Below are 22,534 nucleotides of genomic sequence, written 5' to 3' on the forward strand. Positions count from 1 at the left end.
ATTCGTTGGTTATTCGATATCTATTCGTTTTCATACTGTCTCTTTTGAGTACGACTTCCGTTTGGGCAAACAACACTTTGCCCGATCATATCGCTGGCGCTTTGTGTGTGGTGCGCGCTGATAACCAAATTGTGTTGGTTGATGAGTTGATCACAGGCCAATTGTCTTTACCGGGAGGTACGGTTGTTTCTGGTGAGCCGCCAGCGGTCGCCGCGCAACGTGAAACCTGGGAAGAAGCGGGTTTGTCCGTCACTGTTGGTGATGTATTGGGGTATACCGATAGTGCCGTTGTGTATGACTGTATCTCGGATTCTGAAGTGATCAGTTACAAAGCTCGAAATGAGTTAGGTGGCTTTGAGCTGCCTATTTGGTTTGCCCCTCATTACGGCGTCGAAGTCAGCCGAGCGATGTTACTTCCACCGAGTGAGTTGCAAGCTCACCAATACCGCTATCCCGATCAGTGGTCTGAGATTAACGAGCTGTTTTTATCTGCGACAGATCAACCCGTGACGTATGTGACTGAGTTGGTGGGCGCGGCACCCAAAGTTCATCAGGTTGAATTAGGTTGGATTGTATCGCTTCAAAATGCATTCGAAAAGATGCCAAGCGTGTTTGCGAATACTGTGTTGTTGACTGACCTGATAGCGAAACCATGGGTTTTCATTGTGATATTACCACTCATAGCCTGGTACTTTGGTCGTCACTTCGCGTTGAAGTTTGGCTTTACTTTGATCTCGGTAACATTGCTGACTTTAATCGCGCACCAAGGCTTTGGTTTTCCACGTCCACACGCTTACTTGCCAACATTGAAACTGGTGATGAGCAGTGGATATAGCTTCCCAAGCTTGCTGGCTGCCTTGTGGGTTAGTTTAAGCTTGTTAGTGTTTTGGAAGTTAAAGTGTTTGTTAGAGCAGAAATCGATATTGATAGTGCTCGCAGGTCTACTGTGGATCATGCTATTTAAGTCTTATTCAGGTAGTGCGTTCTTTAGTGATGTCTTAATGGGCGGTATATTAGGCGCATTAACGACGTGGCATATTGTCAGATTAGATGCTAAACCTGATGTTGATATTAGTGCCTTATTGAGCTCTAAAGGTGTTTGGTGGGCATTGTGCTTACTGTCGATCGTTCTCACGATGATATGGCCACTGCCAACCTTCTCTTTCTGGGTGGCTATTTTGATGACGATTGCATGTTTAGTGACGTTAACAGATTCGAAGCCTTTGGTCGGCCAGTTCTCATTTAAGATCGTGGTTGGAGTGATGGCGATGTTGCTAGCGGGAAATCTGCTGATTAGCTGGGCAGGAAGTTTTGTCTCTTTCAGTGGTATTGCTTCGTTTATTATTGAAACGTTACGCTTCCCAATCTTGATTCTGTTTGGTGTGGTGGCATTTCGTCTGCCATGGAAAAGAGAGTAATCGGCTCGACTAACATAAAATCAAAAAGGCTGTGCAGTGCACAGCCTTTGTCATTTATGCAACAAGCAACAAGCAACAATTCACACTAGAGCCTGTTGAGCGTTTATGAGTTGAAGATAAACTTCTCAATCGCGACTGCGACACCATGGTCGTCGTTGCTCGCTGTGATGTGATCCGCCAGTTTCTTGGTCTCTTCCATTGCGTTGTCCATGGCAATGCCAAGGCCTGCATATTCAAGCATATGGTGATCGTTTTCAGCGTCACCCATGCAGATGACTTCTTCTGCTTTAATACCCAAATGCTTAGCTATCGCCTCAATACCGACACCCTTATTTGATTTCGGGTTTAGGAACTCTAAGAAGAATGGTGCACTTTGCACGATAGTAAACTGAGTCTTAAGCGCTTGTGGCAACTTGCCGATGATTTCAGTCAGCTTACTTGGTTCGGCGACAATCATGGTCTTGATGATTTCGTGGTCATCTTCGAGCTGAGAAAAGTCGAACTCGGTGATATCTAAGCCATTAATACGCGCTTCAATACCAGTGTACTCATTGTTCTCAGGTGTGATTAAGCCGTGAACCTTGCTGAAAGCATGAACATAACCCCCAAGCTGTTCAGCGAGGGCAGCAATCTCTTTTGCGGCTTTACCGTTGCTGATCTCACTGTGAATGATCTCTTTTGTCGATACGTTCTGAACCATTGAGCCGTTGTAGAAGAGGACAAAGTCATCGTCACCGTTAATTGAAAGCTCATCGAGTTTACTTTGCATACCTTCTAAAGGGCGGCCAGACGCGAGAACCACTTTCACACCGGCAGCTCGAGCTTTGGCAATCGCATCTTTGTTCTCTTGAGAAATCACTTTTTCACTGTTGAGTAGTGTGCCATCCATATCAAGAGCAATCAGTTTGTACATGTTGTTCCTTACTAAAAAATAAAAGCTAACGAAATCTAATAAGTGAAAGGATAAGGGAACTTCAAACTTCAGGCTATGCCTTTGATCAACTCATTTACCCGTACTCATTTGTTTGACCAAAAGAGGTAAGTGCTTTAAGGTCTGCGGTTGATTAATTTCATCAAATGATTGAGCTGAGGAAAAGTTGTACAAGATTAATGAAATGTTTGAAACCATTCAGGGTGAGGGCGTGTTTACGGGCGTTCCTGCTGTTTTTGTCCGTCTGCAAATTTGCCCAGTCGGCTGTTCTTGGTGTGATACCAAACAGACCTGGGAAGCCTTACCCGAAGATGAAACCAGCCTTGGCGATATTATGGTTAAGACACAAGATTCACCCACTTGGTCAGCAATCGATGCTCAAGGAATCGTGAATGAATATATCAAGCAAGGTTACACTGCTAAGCACATTGTGATAACCGGCGGTGAGCCGTGCATTTATGATCTTGTTCCTTTGACTGAAGCATTTGAGCAACACGGTTGTCGCTGTCAGATTGAGACTAGCGGAACATCAGAAGTACAAGCCACATCGGGTACTTGGGTTACGGTGTCACCAAAGGTGGCGATGAAAGCGAAGCTAGAAATCTTAGATAGCGCCTTACAACGTGCTAACGAAATTAAGCATCCAGTCGGTACAAGCAAAGATATCGAACAACTTGACGGTTTATTGGAGCGGGCAGCGGTTCCTAGCGACACTGTCGTTGCACTGCAACCCATCAGCCAAAAAGACCGCGCGACTCAACTTTGTATTGATACCTGCATTGAGCGCAATTGGCGCTTATCAATCCAAACTCACAAATATTTGAGCATCGCATAAGTTGTATTTTTACTAGACAAGATAAGTCGTTAGTAGAAGGTTTTCGTAAGGATTTAAGATGAAAAAAGCAGTGGTAGTATTCAGTGGTGGCCAAGACTCGACAACGTGTCTTGTTCAAGCATTAAAAGAGTATGATGAAGTTCATGCGATTACGTTTGATTATGGTCAGCGCCATCGACTTGAGATTGAAGTCGCTCAGTCATTGTCGAAAGAGCTTGGTGTGAAAGCGCACAAAGTGATGGATGTGACTCTGTTGAATGAACTGGCTATCAGTTCTCTGACTCGTGACGATATTCCAGTGTCTCATGAGCTACAAGAGAATGGGTTGCCGAACTCATTTGTTCCAGGGCGTAATATTCTGTTTTTAACTCTAGCGGGGATTTACGCTTACCAAATCGGTGCTGAAACCGTGATTACCGGTGTGTGTGAAACAGATTTCTCGGGTTACCCTGATTGTCGTAATGACTTTGTGAAGGCGATGAACTCAGCACTTGTACAAGGTATGGATAAGCCGCTTGATATCAAAACACCGCTAATGTGGCTTAACAAGGCCGAAACATGGGCGTTGGCAGATCAATACTCTGCACTTGAGTTGGTTCGCAATAAAACACTGACTTGTTACAACGGCATTGTTGGTGATGGCTGTGGCGATTGCCCGGCATGTGAACTGCGTAAAGTTGGCCTTAACGATTACCTAGGTGATCGCGAAAGCATTATGGCTGAGTTGGTTCGTAAACAGGTTGAGAGTAAATAGCGTCCGACCGTTTAAACCGCCATGTTATGGGGTAAGGGCTTAGTCTCGACAGTGACTTGTTGTCGATGATAGCTTCGATTTATTCGTTATATTAATCGAGAGCTTTTGATGCGATATATCGAGTTTGTTGATGAATATCAGTCGTGCGTGTTCGCACGACTGATAGTCGAAATTAAATGTATAATTTCGCTAAATCAGAAGGTTCGAGTTCTTTGCCTTCTAATGCTGCATTCCAGTTAGTGCCAACAAGAACGCCGTCTTCTGCAAGCGTAAGTAGCCAATCTTCGACAAAGATGTCTAGTGGGATTTCTAAAACTTCAAAATCAGCCCACTCTTCAACGTTATGAGTTTGAGCATCTTCTTTTGAAGACCAAAAAGGCATTACTTCGCTGTTTTCGAACTCACTTGAGTCACATGCTAGCCAACCTTCTTCGTTACGAAGGCCCCATACCAATTTAGTTTCTTGTGTTTCAGAAACGAATAGCTCTAGATTTGTTTGAATATCAGCGGTAAGTTTGCTCATGGATTAATTCTCTATGTTGATAACATAGCAAGGTTAACATTATAGTCGGCTTAGGTATATGCTATTTAAGGAATTGTAAGGAAACTGAAACGTCATCTCAAAACAACGTTTCAGTTATGTGTGTAGAATATATTCACTTATTAATTTTTGTGAATATATGCCATTCTTCTTTGATATTGCCTTTAAACCCAACGACGGAGGCGACGACTTTCCGGTTTAATGCGTGATCGATTTGGGTTCCCTGATTGTCGAAAGCAGTGTCTCCGAATCCAATAATAGTCACTCTCGATGGCTCTATGCCATTGCTTATCAGGGCTCGTCTAACATTTGATGCTCTTTCTTTGGATAGATCTAAGTTATGCTCCGTATTTCCGACTTTGCTTGCGTAGCCGTGTAAACGAATGGTGGTGTTCCTATAACGCTTGAGAAACGCCGCCATCTGGCGAATTTGCCCAAGAAATACCGGGTTTATTTCTGTTGAGTTGTTGGCAAATAAAATATGCAGTTCTTTCTGCTCAGTAGATTCGAAGTACGAACCACAACCATCATTATCTATCTCAGCTCTAAGTGGTGTACCTATACATAGATCTCGAGCATTGATAACACCATCATTATCATCATCTTCAAGATCATAACTTTGTGGGATATCGGGCAGTGCACGATATTCAAACTCATCCTTGCTTGGTTCAGCTAAAATGTTGGTTGATGCAGCCATTAAACAGAATGGGAATACAGTTTTTAACAGTTTCATTAATATTCCACCTTTTCATTCCATGCTTGAGGCGTATCGACACGTAGCCCTGTCAGTAAGTTGCCTGTCGCATTCATGACTCGATACTTCGCATATTGTTCGTCATACTTGGCGTCTAAGTAACCTTTGCGCGCTTCAAAGAGTTCATTTTCAGTATTCAATAAATCCAGAAGTGTTCGTTTACCAATGCGGTATTGCTTTTCGTAGGAGATAACGGTGTCTGACGCAGAATCTACGTGATCGGATAGAAACTCTTTCTGTTGGACCGTCAAATCAAGAGCACTCCATGACAAACGTAGGCTTTCTTCTACATTGCGAAATGTGCTTTCACGAAGATCTTTGGATTTATTGAGTTGATAGGCTGCACTTTCTGCACGGTCTTGATCCGCGCCCCCGTTATACAGGTTATATCTTAAGCGGACCATTGCAGAAAACTCATCACTGCTTCCTTTGTTTCCACCAGCATCGTCACGCCAAGTTTGAGCGGCTTCGAAAGAAATGGTCGGGTAGTTTGTACTTTTAGATTGTTTGTATTGGAAGCGAGCGGAATCGACATCTGCTAGGGCAATTTTGATAACGGGATGTTGGTTAAAAGCTTTCGCAAGAGCGCCATCTACAGTGTATGGAATCGCTCCAATATCTGCGCGAGGAAATACTAAACCTAAAGGGGCTTGGCCAACAATGCGTTTAAATTGAGTATGTGTATCAAACAAATTGTTTTGTGCTGCAAGTAAATTACCATGTGCTTTGGCGATACGAGCTTCAACTTGAGACATGTCTGCTGTCGAGCCTATACCCGATTCAACACGTTTTTGAATATCTTTGTAGATCTCTTTGTGCTTGGCTAAGTTATTTTCAGAAAGAGACAGAACTTCATAAGCTTTGACTGCATCTAGGTATATTTTTGTCACTTCAAGCGCTATATCTTGGGCGTCTGAGAGTAATTGGTAACGAACCGATTCAGTGTCTGCTGCTGTACGATCAATGTCGTTTGATGTGTTTGCACCATCCCAAATGAGTTGAGTCAACGTCACGGTTGCCTCTTTACGCGTTAGGTTTGTCGAGTTCTGATTTGTCACTAGATCGGTGTGTTCATAGCCAATTCCAGCATCTAGATCGATACTTGGCCGGTAAGCTCCGCCTGAAGCATCGTTGATATAACGCTTACTTAAGTATTCACTATAAGCACTTTTGATTTCTGGGTTACTTTCTAGTGTCAAAGCGACAGCTTGCTCCAGAGTTTGCGCTTTTGCCACAAAGGTCATTGCTATCGCGAGCCCTAATATAGTTGTTTGAATCCTATTCAATTTCCCTCTCCAAAATGAATTGCATCTAAATGTTAATTTTTCTGAATACTATATAAAATACAAATGAAACACCAAAAAAATCACGTAAAACAAAGATGGCGTACATGGTTGGTTGCTTTTTTGTTAGTTATTTACCGTGCGATTTGCGTTGTGTTTTAAAGTGATATTTCTGATGTTGGCTTTATTATTTTTAGAAATACAATAACTTAAGCGGTTGATTGCGGTGGGTGTAATGTCGTCAGATGCGACCGTTGTCATCAAAATGTATTAATCTTTGTTAACTATTTTTTTCATAGCTATGCATTATGTAACCTTGAGTGTTATATTTTGGCTAATATTATGGAAACAATGTCACTATTTTGACGTGGCTTACCAACATGGGTTTTAGAGGTTTATATGGATATGACAACATTGAATTTGGGTGGTGCATTGGCACTTGGCCAGCGCATTGTTCTCTCGGTAGATGGTACGATTAAAGTCTTAGATGAAGAACAACCACTGCAAGCCGGGGATGTTGTCCTTGAATCGTCAAGTGACCCCGATACTCCTCAGCTTTCGGCGACCCGCTTTTCACCAGAAGACGGTGGAGAAGTTGAACTTGACCAAGATATCGCGAATATCTTTACCGCATTAGAAGAAGGCCAAGATCCAACGGTGTTAAGTGAAGAGTTCGCTACCGCTGCTGGTCAAAATGGTTCTAGCTTGAGTACAAGTGGAACTATCGAGCGAAATGGTGAAGAAACTATCCCGGGTACTGAATTCATCACCACAGGATTTGAAGCGCTAGGTATGTCTCGAACTCAAAGTCTTAGCCTTCTTGATGCTTTCCGTTCGTTCAATCAATCTCCTAACTTTGTCGATAACAATAATGTATCTGTTGAAGATACGATCTCCTTCTCCACAAATGAAGACACTCGAGTCAATGGCACCTTGTCAGCTTTAGACCAAGATGGTGATTCCCTATCTTTCGCAAAAGCGACCGATCCTTTAAATGGTACTGTCGTCGTCGATGAAAACGGTGATTGGACTTACACCCCCAATGAGAACTATAACGGTGATGACAGCTTTACGGTTGTTGTCTCTGACGGAGAAGGTGGTACTGACACGGTTACGGTTAACATTGGCGTAACGCCTGTGAATGATGCACCAGTGGCTGAACCAAAAGAGGATTCGTTATTTGAAGGGCAGGTTATTACCGGATCGCTTAGTGCGACAGATGTTGATCTTCCTGAAGGTGAGTTACTGGCTTTTACCACGGATTCTGATGTTGATGGTTTAGAACTCAATCTAGATGGTACATATACTTTCGACGCGTCTTCTTACGAGCGCTTGGCTGAAGGAGAGCGCATTGTTATCCAAGTCCCCGTATCCGTTACAGACGATCTAGGTGCGACCGATACCACTCTATTGACCATTACCGTTACTGGTACTAATGACACACCAGTGGTCGATATGGTTAACACCGGCAGTGTGAAAGAAGACACTGACTTGTCAGACACCAATACATTGAGCACATCAGGTGCGTTAACGTTCAGTGATGTTGACACGAATGACACACCGCAAGTGACGTTTACAGAAAAGGGTTTAGCAAGTTGGACGGGCGGGGTATTAACGTCCGAACAGGCAAGTAAATTGGCAGACGGCTTCGCGTTGGTAGACGGTAAATGGACCTATGACGTTGCAAACAGTGATATCAATTTTTTGGCTGAAGGTGAAAGCATCACTTTGAAGTTTGATGTGACCGTTGATGATGGTAATACCAATGGATCAGTAACCGAGACGGTAACCATCACCATTAACGGTACTAACGACACACCAGTGGTCGATATGGTTAACACCGGCAGTGTGAAAGAAGACACTGACTTGTCAGACACCAATACATTGAGCACATCAGGTACGTTAACATTCAGTGATGTTGACACGAATGACACACCGCAAGTGACGTTTACAGAAAAGGGTTTAGCAAGTTGGACGGGCGGGGTATTAACGTCCGAACAGGCAAGTAAATTGGCAGACGGCTTCGCGTTGGCAGACGGTAAATGGACCTATGACGTTGCAAACAGTGATATCAACTTCTTGGCTGAAGGTGAAAGTATCACTTTGAAGTTTGATGTGACCGTTGATGATGGTAATACCAATGGATCAGTAACCGAGACGGTAACCATCACCATTAACGGTACTAACGATGGTCCCGTGGCAATTGATGATACGTACCAAGCTTATAGTGAGACGCTGCTTTTCTCTGAGTCGTTTGAAAACATGACAAGTACTGGTCGCTGGACGGTGATTAGCGGTGATCAGCTTGACGACTGGAGTGCAACTCAGGGTCTAGAAATTCAACATGAAAGTGTGGTCAATAAGGCCTCCGACGGCGAATATATCGCTGAGCTTGATGCTTATCAAAATACAGCGATCACAACAAGTATTGATACATCTGGTCAAGATAGCATGCGCGTTGATTTTGACTACAACCCTCGTAGAGATGGTAATTCATCTTCAGATATGACCTTTAAAGTCGGTGATACCTTGGTTACCGTTCACGCAGATGGGACGCTGTCGGGTGCTGATGGGCTTAATGTTCAAATTGGTCAACCTGATGTCAATGGTTGGTATCGCATCACGGCGGAGTTTGAAGTTCATGAGGATATGACTGATCTCACGTTTGCCGGTGCTGGGGCTTCAGACAGTTATGGCGCACTGTTAGATAACATTACAGTAACAGGTGTCACCCAACCCCAACTTGTTACTGAAGAAGACCAACCGATCACGATTTCTTTTGCTGAGCTGTTGGCGAACGATACTGACGTTGATGGTGATGAGCTTTCGATAGTCGAGGGTTCAATCACTTCAGTGACTAACGGTACGCTTTCCGTTGATTATAACGACAAGACAATCACATTCATGCCGTCTCAAGACTACAACGGCGAGGCTACTTTTACGTATCAAGTAACCGATGGCCATGGTGGTACGGAGCAAGCCGTCGTGACTATCAACGTTAAACCCGTTAACGATGCCCCAGAGTTCATGAATGAAAATGGGACTAACGGTGGCTATGAGTTTGGTTATGATGAAGGTATTGATGACTCTACCGTTATTGGCACGGTAGCTGCGGAAGATATCGATAATACTCAGAGCGAGCTTTCATTTAGTTTCCAGTCTGGTAACGAACAAGGTTGGTTTGAGATCGATAACCAAGGACGCATTACATTGACCAGTGCTGGTGTCGCGTCGTTAGCGAATGATTTTGATATTAAGTCTAATATCCATAACCTCGTTGTGACGGTCAGTGATGGGACGGATAGTGTTGATACAACGGTGAAGCTAACAGAAGATAACTTGAATGATGAGGATACTAAGTTTGATTCAGACAACGTTATGTTCAACTACCAAGAGAACCTCGCGCCTAACGTGACCATAGGTACTGTTACTGCGACGGATAAAGATGGAAGTAATATCACTTACTCAATTGAACAAGGTGACAATCTATATATTGAAGATAAGCCGTTGTATCAGGTTGATCCTCATACCGGTGAGATTAGCCTGACTGAAGAAGGTGCCGTCGCTTTTACTAACGACTATGAGAGCTCGGGTAACTCTCACTTAATTAAAGTGACAGCGACAGGTACTGACGGTAAGGGTGAACCTACGGTTGGCACCATAAGTGTGACTCTCAATGAAGCTGACGATGAATCAGATAATAAGCCTCAAGCTGAGGACTTTAGTGTCTCGCTCGATGCTCAGGGTAAGTCGAGCATCCTGTTCGATTCTAGCGATGAATCCAGCGATCAAATCAGTGACAAAGAAGACGATCGAGCCAATATTCAACTTGGCGTGATCATCACAGAGTTGCCTGACTCCGGTACTCTCTATTACGTCAATGAAAATAACGTTAAGACTGAAGTCATCATTGGAGAGAAGTATGATGATCCTAACCGTATCGTTTATGAAGATGACCAAGAGTCAACAGGGTTCTTCTTAGGTGTTGATGACACATCCACATTAGATAAGGGGCCCCATAGCACTGCAGAGTTCCATAACTGGGGGGATGAAGTCGATGCGTATACTCGCGAACTAAAGTTTGACAATGGTGATGTGGTCACTATTACTTCTGAAGGTCGAAATAACCTTGATGCTAAGCCGTTAGTACAAAACAACAGTCAGCAAGGCCACATGGGTTTCGGTATTGCATCGACGAACCGCGGTATTCACCAAGACGAGGCGATCAAGATTGATTTTTCTTCTCGTCCAGCAGACTCAGTAACGGTTGGCCTAAGTGGTTTAGGCGGTTGGTTCGCCCCAAATGCTGATGATAGTATTCAATCAAGAGCTGAGATTACCGTTACCTTTGATTATGGTGATGGCATCACAGAAGAAAAAACCTTCCTTTATGACGACACTCATAATAATCAAAATGTCACGATTGTTGCACCTGAAGGTGCTGAGATAGTTTCAGTTGAAGCAAGTACACAAGGCCCTGGCAACTGGGAACTGACTTCTCTTGAAACTAAGGCGTCAGATTCATTTGAATATAAAGCGGTAGACAGTGATGGTAACGAAAGTGACATTAAGACGGTTACTATTGATAAGTCTGGCGACCTGACAGCGAATAACGACCCGCAAAGCTTCGAAGTTAAACTGGGTGAATTCAGTGAAGACAATGACTCTCCATGGTCGGTTGAAGGCGCTGAGCTAAATGCTAGCTTCAATGGCCAAGATAGAGACTTTGCACACAGCGGTATTAAGATTGGTGTTGCCGGTCAAGTCGGTGGATTGGGCGCTCAGATCGAATATGATCGTGCCGAACAGCAGTCTGAGAAGTTTGAAATCCACTTAGACAACCCGGCGACTCAATTTACCTTCTCAGTATCTAACCTGTTTAAAAACGAAGGTAATGACGGTAATTTCACTGATAACCATGAACAAGGTAGCTGGGTTGCGTACCTCAATGGTGTAGCGGTTGCGGGTGATACGTTTATTGCTGAAGACGGTAACAATAAAGGTACTTACGAAATAACACCGCTTGGTCCAGATGGTACTCCAATCGCGTTTGATACTGTGGTATTTGAAGCAACTGAGTATTCTAACCAAGCAACGCATGATAATGATGCGTCAGATTATTTCCTTACGGGTTTTAAAGCCTCTAGTGAAGGCGCATATGCCGTTAATCAAGGCGGCATTCTTGAGATTCCGACATCGAAGCTTGCTGGTCTTATCGGTTCCGAGCTTCTTAATAATGATATCGATTCCGATGGTGACAATCTACGTATTACCTATGTATACGGTGAAACGGAAGGTAATGCGTACATTAAAGATGGCATCGTATACTTTGATTTAACTGGCGATGATTTTGTCGGTGAAACAACGTTTAAATATCAGATTACTGATGATAATGGCCAAGTAGCGAGTGCTGAAGTTAATGTTATCGTCAACCCTCTGCCGACTCCTGCTAGTGTAGCGTCTGTAGACCTGTTAGCAGACTCAGTCATTGAAGGTGATGACCTTGGCTTCAAAGTAACTCTAGACTCGAGTGCGCTTGTTGAAACTCAGCTCGATGTAAGGTTTGGTAAAGATACCGATGATGCACAAGATTCTGGTAATGAGAAAGATCTCGACCTTAGCAAACTTGGTTTCACAAATGGTGTTACTTATGACGAGCAAAGCGGCAAACTGATTGTCCCCGTCGGCGTTAAAGGTTTCGCCGTTCTTATCCCTACGCTGGTTGATGGCGTCCATGAGCTTGACGAAAGCTACAGCTTAACAGTCGATGGTGTATCTGACACTGGCATCATCGAAAACGTTGATACGATTGAGCTAACGGTTGAGGGTGTTGCCGACGTCGCTGAAGGCTCGAATGCAGTCTTCGAAGTCAGTCTAAATAATCCGTCTTCAGAGAATATCGACGTATCGCTAGCCATTTCTCTTACTGGCAATGCCACTTCTGCGGAAACGAGGGACTTCAAAGATATCGGTGAGCTATACACGGTGTACTATTTGCAGCCACAACTGTCCGGTGAGGTAAAGCGTGTTGATCTTGATGTCGTGATTAAGGATGGTAAACCAACGGTTACTATCCCTAGTGGCGAAACAGAGATTGTTGTTGAAGTGGCAACAAAAGATGACCTTATATTTGAAGGGGGTGAAGACTTTAACCTGGTTGTTACTGACGAGTCTGGTTATATATCAAATGGCTCTGACTCAGATCAAGTCACTATTTTGGATGATGGTTCTGATCCAGATGGCCCTGATGGTCCACAAGTTAACAATGATGATCGTCCAATCGTTCAAAGCATTAGCGACATTGAAATTGAAGAAGGCCTGTCTGGAACGTTTATTGTAGAGCTTTCAAATCACAGCGAATCGATAACCACAATTGAAATGTCTCTAAATGATGGCTCTGCTGTGAGTGCAGATGGTCAACCCACAGAGGGTGACTTTAATGGATCTCGTGTAGTCGTTACGTTTGGCCAAGGGGCTGATAAGTACAGCGAAACTGTCGAGGTTATTAATGGTAAGTTTGTCGTTAGCGTTCCTGAAGGGCATGACTCATTTGCAGTTGAAGTTGCAACTAACCAAGATACGCATTCCGATAACAATGAGATGTTCTCTATTTCAGGCAATGCTCCTCATCAGCAAGACGCGGTGACGGGTGTTGCTACAATTGTCGACAACGAAGCACCAATGGTCGACCTCAATGGGGCGCTCTACGATATTGAGTATGTCAGTGAAGGCGCTGGCTACAGCAATGTCTTTGGTTACTATATCAATGACGACTCGGGTGAAAAGCCACTTCACGTACTGGTTTCTAATAGTAACGACCCAAGTCTCTCTCCAGGTACTTTGTTAGATTCCCCGTTGGCTTCGATTGATAACCTCGAGTTCTTCTTAATTCCAAATGGCTTCAATAAGATTGATAGCGATAAACTCGATGACCTTAAAGTCAATGACCAAGGTCAGTTAGTTGTCGATGGTGTTGTTCAATCGGGTATTCCAGTTTATAGATCGACTGACGAAGAGCATCAGATCTCAACCTCGGTTGATAGTGACGGCAATCTAGTATTGAGTTTTGATGACCAAAAAGGCCAAGGTAACGACGATAATGACTTCAACGATCTGGTTATTAAAGTCAGCAAGGTTGATACAGATGGCATTGACGATAACTCGGCATACGTTGAGGGCGAAGCCGCGGCTATCGCCGATATCAACGCTGATGTTTTTGACGATAAAGACATCATCAAATCGATGAACGTTACGCTAATCAATGCTAAAGAGGGTGACAATTTAACGTGGCCTGAGAATAGTGGCTTCAATGTCTCGAAATCAGTGAATGGGACTTTAATCGCACTCGTTATTAGTCATCCATCTGGTGATGTTTCTGCCCATGAGTTTGAAGCGTTCTTGAAGTCGATTCGATTTGTAAATAGTAGCGATACGCCTGATGAAGAAACACGCTTAGTTGAGGTAACGGTTTCTGACGGTGTTAACCAGTCTGAAACCGCTACAGCGTCAATTTCTGTGACCGGTACTGATGAATTATCGTTCAGCAATGTGGCCGGTATAGAAGATCAGTTTATAGACCTAAATATGAGTGTTGCTGACGCCTTAACGTCGGTTAGCACGATAGAGCTGTCAGGTATTCCACAAGGTGCAATTATCGTCGTTGGTGGCGTTGAGTCTACAGTGGATAACAGTGGCACTGTTATTGTTGGTATTGATGATATTGCATCCGTTAAAGTGAAAGCGTTAGAGCATAGTGATGTTAACTTTGAGATTTCAGTAACAGCTAAAGACGCTGATCAACAGACTGTAGAAACGGGTCGTATTCACGTTGATGTTCACCCTGATGCGGACAAACCTACACTGGTTATCGGTGACTTTGAGAAAGTAGCCGCGATCGATTTTGAAGATGTAGAGATAACGTCAGGCTCTTGGGATAGTGACATTGAAATAAATAACGTCAAGGGTACATCGACCATTGGCGAGTGGAACACGTCTAATTCCGGTAAACATGTTGAAGTGGGTACAGAAGGAACTTACTTAACTGGCTCGTCAGACAATAAAGTGATGGAGATTGAAGGCGAAGTAGGAGACAAAGTTCTCTATACCGATATGGACCTTGTCGCTGGTCGCTTCTACAATTTTAAATTCGATATTGCTGCGAGAGACGATGTTAATCCTTCAGACTCCGACATGGAGGTATCGCTCTTTAAATTAGATGATTCTGGTAATCCCATTGAGAGCAGTAAAGTAACACTTTATGACTTTATCGCTGAGCGACAAGGTAGTGGTTGGCAAGAGGGAACGTTCACGTTACCCGTTGAAGATTCTGGTAAATACCGCCTTGTATTAGAAGCAGACGAAGCAGACTCTACAGGAGCAATAATTGATAATATTCAATTTACTGCGGTTGATAACTATGGTTACGAAGATTCATTTATCAAACTTAGCGAGATTAGTTCTTCGTTGGTGGATGCGACAGACGGATCTGAGACTCTTACTGTAGAGTTGGAAGGCCTTCCTGTTGGTTCATTGTTAGTTGATGGAACGCATACGTATACCGTCACAGAGGCCGGCCGAATTGATGTTACTGGTTGGGATCTAGCAGAACTTCAGATCAAGGTATTAGACCCTAGCACTTTTGACATTAAGGTCATCGCAACGGCGACAGAGACGGACACCAACAAGGATGATGATGTTCACGGAGAGCACGGTGATCTTGGTGGCAAGTTGGCTAATGCGTCTGAAGCGACAATTAATGTTACCGTTCTTGAGCGCCCTCAAGGCCCGGATAGTACCAATGAGCATCCAATTGCAAAAGACTTTTTAGTTTCTTCGGATACTAATGTTGCAAGTATTAACTTCGCGCCAAATGCGACCGATACTGAAGATGATGCTAGCAGTACCGATAGTAAGCACACTTCGGTACGAATTGAAGAGTTGCCAGAGTATGGCAAGCTCTATGAGGTTAATGAACAAGGTGAGGTTATTGGTGATGCGCTAGCCGTCGGTACAATTGTTTTAGATAGCGCGAATGTTATTTACGTGGCTAACGATATCGATGATATCGAGATTGGCAGTGACTTTACTGACGTTAATTTTGTTGTGGATAATGAGTTAAACCAGAAAAACAATCAGCCAGGAGTCGATCGCTTAGATCTAGATGGTGTGGTCGTTGCTGGTGGTTTGTTTGACGGTTCAATGTTCACCGATGGAAACGCAACGATCAAATATGACCACAACCCTAATCAGTTAGGGGTATTTGTTCACACGAGCCACGATAGTGGAACAGGCTCTGAAACTGGCATCGGCGAGTACATTTCTTTTGCTTCAGATAGGGGGAATATTTCTTCAGCAGAGATTTATTTATCTAGCGTGCAAGGTTTACTTGGCAATGGCAATGGCAACAATCAACAATCGACAGCCAAGCTCGTTGCCTATCTATTTGATAACGGACAACAGGTTGGTGGCCCCATCGAATTACCGTTGGAAAACGTCAATCATAGTGCTCATACGGCAAGTGTTGATGTTAGCTCGGATTCTGTCACCTTTGATGAAGTTAGACTGGCGGTAGTTAACCCGAGTAACTCAGGGCAAGGTGCAGGGTTTAATGTTTCCGCTATTGAGTTTGACGTTAATGGTGTTGTGGGTATTCAAGATGACTTTAAGTATTCCGCTGTTGACTCGAAACCACAAGACAGTCTATCTCAAGGCACGGTTACGATTAACGCCACCTCGATTATCGGTGCGGTTGCCAGTGGTATCGATCATGTTACAGTAACGGGTAACAATATGGTTTGGAATCAGTCGGCTGCACATACTTGGGAAACAGAGTCCAGCTCTCTGTTAGGCTATGATGAGCTTGACGGCGCGATTATCAATGTGGGTGTTGGCGGTGACAGTGTCAATATGGGCGCTGGTTCTGATACGGTTTATATGGGCGATAGTATCGTTCCAGGCATGGATCAGAATGTTAATCTCGATAACCAGAACGCAGCGATAGATAGACTTATTCATGCTGATATAAACGGAAGTACAGCGACTACTGCTGATGATATGACTTATGGTGATGAAGATTACCATCACAAGTTGGAAAGTTATTCTAACGCAGGTGTAGATATCGTTCAAAGTGGTGGTGGTAACGACACTGTATACGGTGAGGAAGGGGTCGATCTTATTTTTGGTGGTACTGGCCATGATGTTCTCAACGGTGGATCAGGGGATGATGCTGTCCGTGGTGGTTCGGGGAACGATACGCTTGTTGGTGGGTTGGGTGATGACATTTTAGTTGGAGATGATGGTGCCGACTTATTTCAATGGGTCGATCAGCCATTCCAAGGTGATGTTGATAAAATTACTGACTTTGCTCTAGGTGAAGATCATCTTGATATCTCTCAATTATTGCCGACAGAAAATTCGATGTCTGATCTTCTTGAGCATATCACGATTGAAAAAGTCGATAATGGTGGTGACAAAGGTTTGGTTATTACTATTTCTGAGGATGCCAATAGTGATGGTCAAACGCAAACGATCATTCTCGATAATACGGGTAATCAGTTTGATTCTGTGAACGTTCAAGGTGATGGTCGTGTAATGAGTAGTGACCTGAGTCATTTGGTTAATCAACTCTTTGTCAACTTGCCGGATTAAAAACAGAAAAGGGCCGAAAGGCCCTTTTTAATACGTTTGTTGGTGAGAAAATCTCAAGTTTAAATCACTTTACAAGCAAAGCCCTTCAGGTAGAAACCTTCGGGATAGGCGGTATCTGTCAGGTGGTCGGCAGCTTGCTCGAAGCGCTCAACGAATTTAACGGTGCGGCCAGCATCGAGCGCCGCATCGGCGATAATTTTCTGGAATAAGTCAGTACCCATTAAGCCAGAGCAAGAGTAGGTGAGGAGAGTGCCACCCGGTTTCAGGATTTGCATCGCAAGCATGTTCACGTCTTTGTAGCCGTTAGCGCCTGATGTTAGGTTATTCTTGCTTGAAACAAACTTTGGTGGATCCATGATCACTACGTCAAACTTAGTGCCTTGATCACGGTACTCTCGAAGCAGCTTGAAGACATCAGCATTTAGGAACACGGCGCGTTTTTTCGAGATGTCAAATTCGTTAAGCTCAGCGTTGAATTTTGCGGTATCAAGAGCGAGTTGAGATACATCAGCGTTGATCACTCGCTTCGCGTCGCCTTTAAGTGCGTAGAGGCCAAATCCCCCCGTGTATGAGAAACAGTTAAGGACATCTTTGCCTTTAACGTACTTCATTGACTCTTTACGGCTATCACGCTGATCCATGTAGAAGCCAGTTTTATGGCCTTCCATAATGTTCACGCTGATTTTAACGCCATTCTCTTCAATTACAATTGACTTCGGTGGCTCTTCACCGTGAAGAACGCCAACAATCTGTTCTAGGCCTTCTTTTTTACGAACCGCTACGTCTGAACGTTCGTAGATGTTGCAGTCAGGGAAGCACTCGATTAACGCTTCTACTAATATGCTTTTGTTAAATTCAGCGCCTGCACTCAGCAGTTGGCAAACAAGGAAGTCTTGATATTTGTCGATTGTGATACCCGGCAAGCCATCAGACTCTGCTGCGGTTAGCCGGTAGCCCGTTAGACCATCACGCTTAATGATATCTTCACGCAGTGACTGTGCATCTTTAATTCTTTTTATGAAAAATGCTTTATTAATTTCTTCTTTTTCAAATGTCCAAACACGAGCACGAATTTGAGAAGCCGGAGAGTATGCTGCTTTCGCAAGCCATTGACCATTTTGAGCATATACGTCTACAGTTTCACCTTGTTTTGGTTCGCCTTCGACCTTATCGATACCGCGTGAAAATACCCAAGGGTGTTTGCGGCGTAGTGATTTATCTCGGCCTTTAGCTAGATGAATTGAAGGAGTCATAATTTACTCTGTTGGTTGAAATTTGCAGGAGACGTATTGTCGGGGAAGTGAATTTGAAAAGCAAATAAGAAAGGGCTACAGAAGCAGCCCAAGTATCAATATTTTAATGTCCCGATGTTTAATGGTTATGCTTTGAGGCCAGTTAGTAGGCCTTCCATCGTGTCGCTCTGCTTACGAAGTTGATCAACATTGGAGTTACTCTTGCTGATCATTTGACAGATGCTGTCAGATTGATGGCGAATCTCTGACACGCTTTGTGCAATATTGTCTGCGACCACACCTTGCTCTTCAGCCGCCGTTGCGATTTGAGTACTACTATCTGCAATCGATTGATTCTTTTCAGCCAAAGAGTCAATCTCAATATTGACTTCAGACATCAATGTTTGGCCTTGACTGGCGTTATGGACCGTCACATCCATCAACTTTGTCAGTGACTGACTATTGCGCTGCAAGGATTCGATCATGCTTTGAATTTCAACCGTTGCTTGTTGAGTTCGTCCGGCAAGGGCACGAACTTCGTCCGCAACAACAGCAAAACCTCGACCTTGCTCACCAGCACGAGCGGCTTCAATCGCTGCGTTCAATGCAAGTAAGTTGGTCTGTTCTGAAATACTATTGATGGTGGCGACCACTTCATCGATTTGTGCAGCGTTAGCATCAAGCTCTTCCACCGCTTTCGAAGCTGATTGGATCTCGTTAGATAGGTTAGAGATAGAGTCTAAAGTATTAGAAACCTTAAGTTGTCCATTTTGTGCGACACCACGAGCATCCAGCGTTTGAGAGCTCGACTCATGGGCAAGAGTCGCGACTTCCCGGATGGTAGCGGCCATTTGTTCCGTAGCACTTGCTAGGCTATTTAAATGCTCTTGCTGGTTACTGGAAATGTCGGAGCTTTGCAGAGTCGATTGGTTTAAATCTGAACTGATCTGCTGCATGAGAGCGACAGATTCTTGGATAGATAACACCATCTTTTGTTCGCGTTTGGCGACCTTATCGATAGTAATTGCAATGTCACTGAACTCATCACGGACTGGGAAATAGTTCATTCGGCAAGTTAAGTCGCCATTCGCTAGGGTGTTCAAAGCTTTGTTCATCGAGAACATGGCTCCACCTATGAACGTCATGATGTAATAAACGCCCAGTGCAATAAGTGATAGGGTCACGGCGATGATAGAAATGTGTGTTGTAGTTAGCGCTGACCAAAGGTTCTGATCCGGATTTGCGACTAAACTGAAAGCGCCATTCATGACTGGTATTGAACCAACACCATAACCTAAAGAAATCGTTGAAGAATGGCTAACAAGTTGAGCAACTTGCTCTTGAGTGAGCTGACCGGCTTCGATAAGTCCTTTAATTAATATTACTTCTTCTTGGTAAAGGTGAACGAGTAATGCGTCTGCAGCGCTATCTAAAACGAGGGTTAGTATGACCAAAGCGACAACCGGTAATAAGAAGAGTAGATAGAACTTTTCTTGGATTTTTAGGTGAATGAGATATTTATCAATCCAACGAAATGGGATTTCTTTCATAATTGTTATACTCGAAGTAAGTCCACAAACAAGCGGTAAATGTATAGATAGCTGACTATATCATTCATATAATTTATGAGGCAACGTTATGAGAAATTCACGATTTATATTTGTCGTATCAGGCATAGTTCAGTGTGTTGGTTTCCGATATCACACCCGCAAACAGGCACAAGCTTTGGGTATATCGGGTTATGCTAAGAATTTGAGTGATGGGCGAGTCGAAGTGTTAGCCGTGGGAGATATCGTGCAGATCAATACGTTGTATGATTGGTTACAAATAGGCCCTGCAAGTGCAAAAGTCGACCGTGTTATTAAGCGAGAAATTGAAGACACTAATGAGCAGATGTTCAGTTCGGGAGAGTTTAAAATACTGTAGTTAGCGTACTACAGTATTGACCTTGAAAGTAATCTAAAGCGGTTTAAGCTTTACAAGCATTTTGCTGGTTTAGGCAACCCTGCGAGCTTGGTTGCTTGTTTAGCGGGGCCTTTCTTGAATAATTTGAACAGGTACTTACTGTTACCTTTCTCTGGGCCGTGCGCTTTTTCCATTGCTTTAACGAGCATACGAACTGCTGGAGAGGTGTTGAACTCTTCGTAAAAGCTTCTTACAAAATGCACGACTTCCAAGTGTGCATCCGTCAGCTCAATCGCTTCGTCTTGAGCTAAAATTTCAATCATACCTTCTTCCCATTGCGTGTGGTCCAATAGGTAGCCTTGAGCGTCGGTTTCAATTTGTTTACCGTTGTATTCAAACATGTTTAGTCCAGAATCAGTTTAACTCAGCAAATAGGGTACATGACCACGTTTATCTTTCTCAAGAAATAATGTCGTTATCGCTCGAAATATTGTTTCCATAGATACAAAAAGCCCAAGAGAGACACTCTTGGGCTTGATTTTCAATGAACGATAATTAGTCGTTACTGTTCATCACACCTAAGATACTGAGTAGGCTGATGAAGATATTGTAGATTGACACATACAAGCTGATCGTTGCTGAGATGTAGTTTGTTTCACCACCACGGATGATGCTTTGCGTTGTTAGCAAGATAACACCTGTTGAAAACAGGATGAACATACCACTCATTGCTAATGACAGTATAGGCATCTGTAGGAAGATGTTTGCAATCATACCGACTAGCAGCACAACGAAACCAGCCATTAGCATACCATTAAGGAACGATAGGTCGCGTTTAGTAGTCAGTGCATAAGCTGACGCCGCCATAAATGCAAGCGCAGTACCGCCTAGTGCAGTTAGGATAACATCACCCATACCGGCACCAACGTACATGTTTAAAATTGGACCGATGGTGTAGCCTAAGAAACCTGTAAATAAGAACGTAAATACAAGACCCATGCCGTTGTCACGGTTCTTTTCTGTAAGGAAAAGTAGGCCATAGAAACCAACCAGCATGACAATTAGCCCCGGGCGAGGCAGGTTCATCGCCATAGATACGCCTGCTACTACAGCAGACCAAAGGAGTGTCATCGACAGTAGAGCGTAGGTATTACGCAATACTTTGTTGGTTTGCAAAGCACTTTCTTGAGATGCTGTACGTGAAAACATAGGGCTGTTCATAATCTTCCTCGTAAGGTGACTTCAATAGTAATAGTTGTTAGTACACTTATGGGACTGGAAGTTCCATAAATCAAGTCTTTCATTCCTTTTCTATACTTAAAATAATAATCAAAATAGCCGTTTAAGTATCTCTCAATATGTAACAAATTGTTGATGATGTTTCATGGTTACAACTTTCAGAAGCTTTAATAACGAAGAGGCGACCGGAGCCGCCTCTGTCGATAGCTGAATAGTATCACATTAATGATGTAGGATTTGGCTTAAGAAGTTTTGTGTTCTGTCCGATTTTGGGTTTTCAAAGAAATCGATTGGGTTATTTTCTTCAATAATTTCTCCCGCATCCATAAAGATCACTCTGTCGGCGACTTCTTTAGCAAAACCCATCTCGTGAGTAACACACAGCATGGTCATACCTTCTTCTGCAAGCTCAACCATTACGTCTAACACCTCTCGTACCATCTCTGGGTCGAGTGCTGATGTAGGTTCATCAAACAACATGACTTGAGGGTTCATACATAAAGAACGAGCAATAGCGACACGCTGTTGTTGACCACCTGAAAGCTGGCCTGGGAACTTGTCAGCTTGCTCAGGGATTTTTACGCGCTCAAGGTACTTCATTGCAATCGCTTCTGCTTCTTCTTTCGGCATCTTTTTCACCCAGATAGGGGCCAGAGTACAGTTCTCTAATACCGTCAGATGTGGAAACAGATTGAAGTGCTGGAAACACATCCCTACATCACGGCGAACAGCTTCGATGTTCTTTAGATCTTCTGTTAATTCATTACCTGAAACGAAGATATGGCCTTTTTGGTGCTCCTCTAATCGGTTGATACAGCGGATCATCGTTGATTTACCAGAGCCTGAAGGGCCACAAATAACGATTTTCTCGCCTTTTTTAACTTCTAGATTGATATTCTTAAGTACGTGGAATTCACCGTACCATTTGTTCATGTCTTTCAACTCGATCATAAGACCTTGAGAGTTGTTTTCTGTCTGCTGCGTCATAATACGTC

The 22,534-nt window shown here is 43.6% G+C and carries 14 protein-coding genes; 5 read left to right on the forward strand and 9 right to left on the reverse strand.

The annotated features are described in order from the left end of the window. Positions 1-5 precede the first annotated feature (5 nt). Positions 6-1,418: a bifunctional NUDIX hydrolase/phosphatase PAP2 family protein gene (locus OCU36_RS06440; protein ID WP_261839563.1), complete on the forward strand. Its 1,413-nt coding sequence runs from the start codon at positions 6-8 to the stop codon at positions 1,416-1,418. A gap of 103 nt (positions 1,419-1,521) precedes the next feature. Here the strand turns inward: OCU36_RS06440 and OCU36_RS06445 are convergent, their stop codons facing one another. Continuing rightward, positions 1,522-2,331: a Cof-type HAD-IIB family hydrolase gene (locus OCU36_RS06445; RefSeq protein ID WP_261839564.1), complete on the reverse strand. Its 810-nt coding sequence runs from the start codon at positions 2,329-2,331 to the stop codon at positions 1,522-1,524. A 184-nt stretch (positions 2,332-2,515) separates the two neighbouring features. Between OCU36_RS06445 and queE the strand changes: the two genes are divergently transcribed. Both queE and queC read left to right on the forward strand, forming a co-directional pair. Next, positions 2,516-3,184, forward strand: a complete 669-nt coding sequence (queE, locus tag OCU36_RS06450; RefSeq protein WP_315972665.1) for a 7-carboxy-7-deazaguanine synthase QueE — start codon at positions 2,516-2,518, stop codon at positions 3,182-3,184. 58 nt (positions 3,185-3,242) lie between these two features. Continuing rightward, positions 3,243-3,938 carry a 7-cyano-7-deazaguanine synthase QueC gene (queC, locus tag OCU36_RS06455; RefSeq protein ID WP_261839566.1) on the forward strand — a complete coding sequence of 232 codons (696 nt, stop codon included), beginning with the start codon at positions 3,243-3,245 and terminating at the stop codon, positions 3,936-3,938. A gap of 172 nt (positions 3,939-4,110) precedes the next feature. Here queC and OCU36_RS06460 read toward each other — a convergent pair whose 3' ends face one another. The 3 genes from OCU36_RS06460 to OCU36_RS06470 form a co-directional block, all read right to left on the reverse strand. Continuing rightward, positions 4,111-4,461: a DUF2750 domain-containing protein gene (locus OCU36_RS06460; protein ID WP_261839567.1), complete on the reverse strand. Its 351-nt coding sequence runs from the start codon at positions 4,459-4,461 to the stop codon at positions 4,111-4,113. Positions 4,462-4,594: 133 nt separating this feature from the next. Continuing rightward, entirely contained in the window at positions 4,595-5,212 is a 618-nt protein-coding gene (locus OCU36_RS06465) for an OmpA family protein (protein ID WP_261839568.1), read from the reverse strand. Further along, positions 5,212-6,519, reverse strand: a complete 1,308-nt coding sequence (locus OCU36_RS06470) for a TolC family outer membrane protein (RefSeq protein WP_446697406.1) — start codon at positions 6,517-6,519, stop codon at positions 5,212-5,214. The genes OCU36_RS06465 and OCU36_RS06470 overlap by 1 nt, the downstream gene beginning before the upstream one ends. A gap of 396 nt (positions 6,520-6,915) precedes the next feature. Here OCU36_RS06470 and OCU36_RS06475 point away from each other — a divergent pair, with 396 nt between their 5' ends. Further along, complete coding sequence (locus OCU36_RS06475) at positions 6,916-17,163, forward strand: tandem-95 repeat protein (protein ID WP_261839569.1); 10,248 nt, start codon at positions 6,916-6,918, stop codon at positions 17,161-17,163. A 59-nt stretch (positions 17,164-17,222) separates the two neighbouring features. Here the strand turns inward: OCU36_RS06475 and OCU36_RS06480 are convergent, their stop codons facing one another. Continuing rightward, positions 17,223-18,416: a class I SAM-dependent methyltransferase gene (locus tag OCU36_RS06480; RefSeq protein ID WP_261839570.1), complete on the reverse strand. Its 1,194-nt coding sequence runs from the start codon at positions 18,414-18,416 to the stop codon at positions 17,223-17,225. A gap of 125 nt (positions 18,417-18,541) precedes the next feature. Continuing rightward, positions 18,542-19,945: a methyl-accepting chemotaxis protein gene (locus OCU36_RS06485; protein ID WP_261839571.1), complete on the reverse strand. Its 1,404-nt coding sequence runs from the start codon at positions 19,943-19,945 to the stop codon at positions 18,542-18,544. Between the two features lie 88 nt (positions 19,946-20,033). On the opposite strand from OCU36_RS06485, the gene yccX reads away from it, so the two are divergent. Beyond that, complete coding sequence (gene yccX / locus OCU36_RS06490) at positions 20,034-20,321, forward strand: acylphosphatase (RefSeq protein WP_261839572.1); 288 nt, start codon at positions 20,034-20,036, stop codon at positions 20,319-20,321. Between the two features lie 50 nt (positions 20,322-20,371). On the opposite strand, the gene OCU36_RS06495 is transcribed toward yccX, so the two are convergent. The 3 genes from OCU36_RS06495 to OCU36_RS06505 form a co-directional block, all read right to left on the reverse strand. Further along, on the reverse strand, positions 20,372-20,701 hold the full coding sequence (locus tag OCU36_RS06495; protein ID WP_261839573.1) for a TusE/DsrC/DsvC family sulfur relay protein: 330 nt from the start codon (positions 20,699-20,701) through the stop codon (positions 20,372-20,374). Positions 20,702-20,855: 154 nt separating this feature from the next. Beyond that, a complete protein-coding gene (locus OCU36_RS06500; RefSeq protein ID WP_261839574.1) occupies positions 20,856-21,521 on the reverse strand; it encodes a Bax inhibitor-1/YccA family protein in 666 nt (221 codons plus the stop codon). 240 nt (positions 21,522-21,761) lie between these two features. Next, the gene (locus OCU36_RS06505; RefSeq protein WP_261839575.1) at positions 21,762-22,526 is read right to left on the reverse strand and encodes an amino acid ABC transporter ATP-binding protein; all 765 of its coding nucleotides are present in this window, start codon (positions 22,524-22,526) and stop codon (positions 21,762-21,764) included. Positions 22,527-22,534: the final 8 nt, after the last annotated feature.

This window comes from Vibrio artabrorum (assembly GCF_024347295.1).
Lineage (GTDB): Bacteria > Pseudomonadota > Gammaproteobacteria > Enterobacterales > Vibrionaceae > Vibrio > Vibrio artabrorum.

Excerpts from the sequence above, each read along its gene's own strand:
- OCU36_RS06445 (WP_261839564.1), bottom strand. The coding sequence starts at position 2,331 with ATGTACAAACTGATTGCTCTTGATATGGATGGCACACTACTCAACAGT.
- queC (WP_261839566.1), top strand. The coding sequence starts at position 3,243 with ATGAAAAAAGCAGTGGTAGTATTCAGTGGTGGCCAAGACTCGACAACG.
- OCU36_RS06460 (WP_261839567.1), bottom strand. The coding sequence starts at position 4,461 with ATGAGCAAACTTACCGCTGATATTCAAACAAATCTAGAGCTATTCGTT.
- OCU36_RS06465 (WP_261839568.1), bottom strand. The coding sequence starts at position 5,212 with ATGAAACTGTTAAAAACTGTATTCCCATTCTGTTTAATGGCTGCATCA.
- OCU36_RS06475 (WP_261839569.1), top strand. The coding sequence starts at position 6,916 with ATGGATATGACAACATTGAATTTGGGTGGTGCATTGGCACTTGGCCAG.
- OCU36_RS06480 (WP_261839570.1), bottom strand. The coding sequence starts at position 18,416 with ATGACTCCTTCAATTCATCTAGCTAAAGGCCGAGATAAATCACTACGC.
- OCU36_RS06485 (WP_261839571.1), bottom strand. The coding sequence starts at position 19,945 with ATGAAAGAAATCCCATTTCGTTGGATTGATAAATATCTCATTCACCTA.
- yccX (WP_261839572.1), top strand. The coding sequence starts at position 20,034 with ATGAGAAATTCACGATTTATATTTGTCGTATCAGGCATAGTTCAGTGT.
- OCU36_RS06495 (WP_261839573.1), bottom strand. The coding sequence starts at position 20,701 with ATGTTTGAATACAACGGTAAACAAATTGAAACCGACGCTCAAGGCTAC.
- OCU36_RS06500 (WP_261839574.1), bottom strand. The coding sequence starts at position 21,521 with ATGAACAGCCCTATGTTTTCACGTACAGCATCTCAAGAAAGTGCTTTG.
- OCU36_RS06505 (WP_261839575.1), bottom strand. The coding sequence starts at position 22,526 with ATGACGCAGCAGACAGAAAACAACTCTCAAGGTCTTATGATCGAGTTG.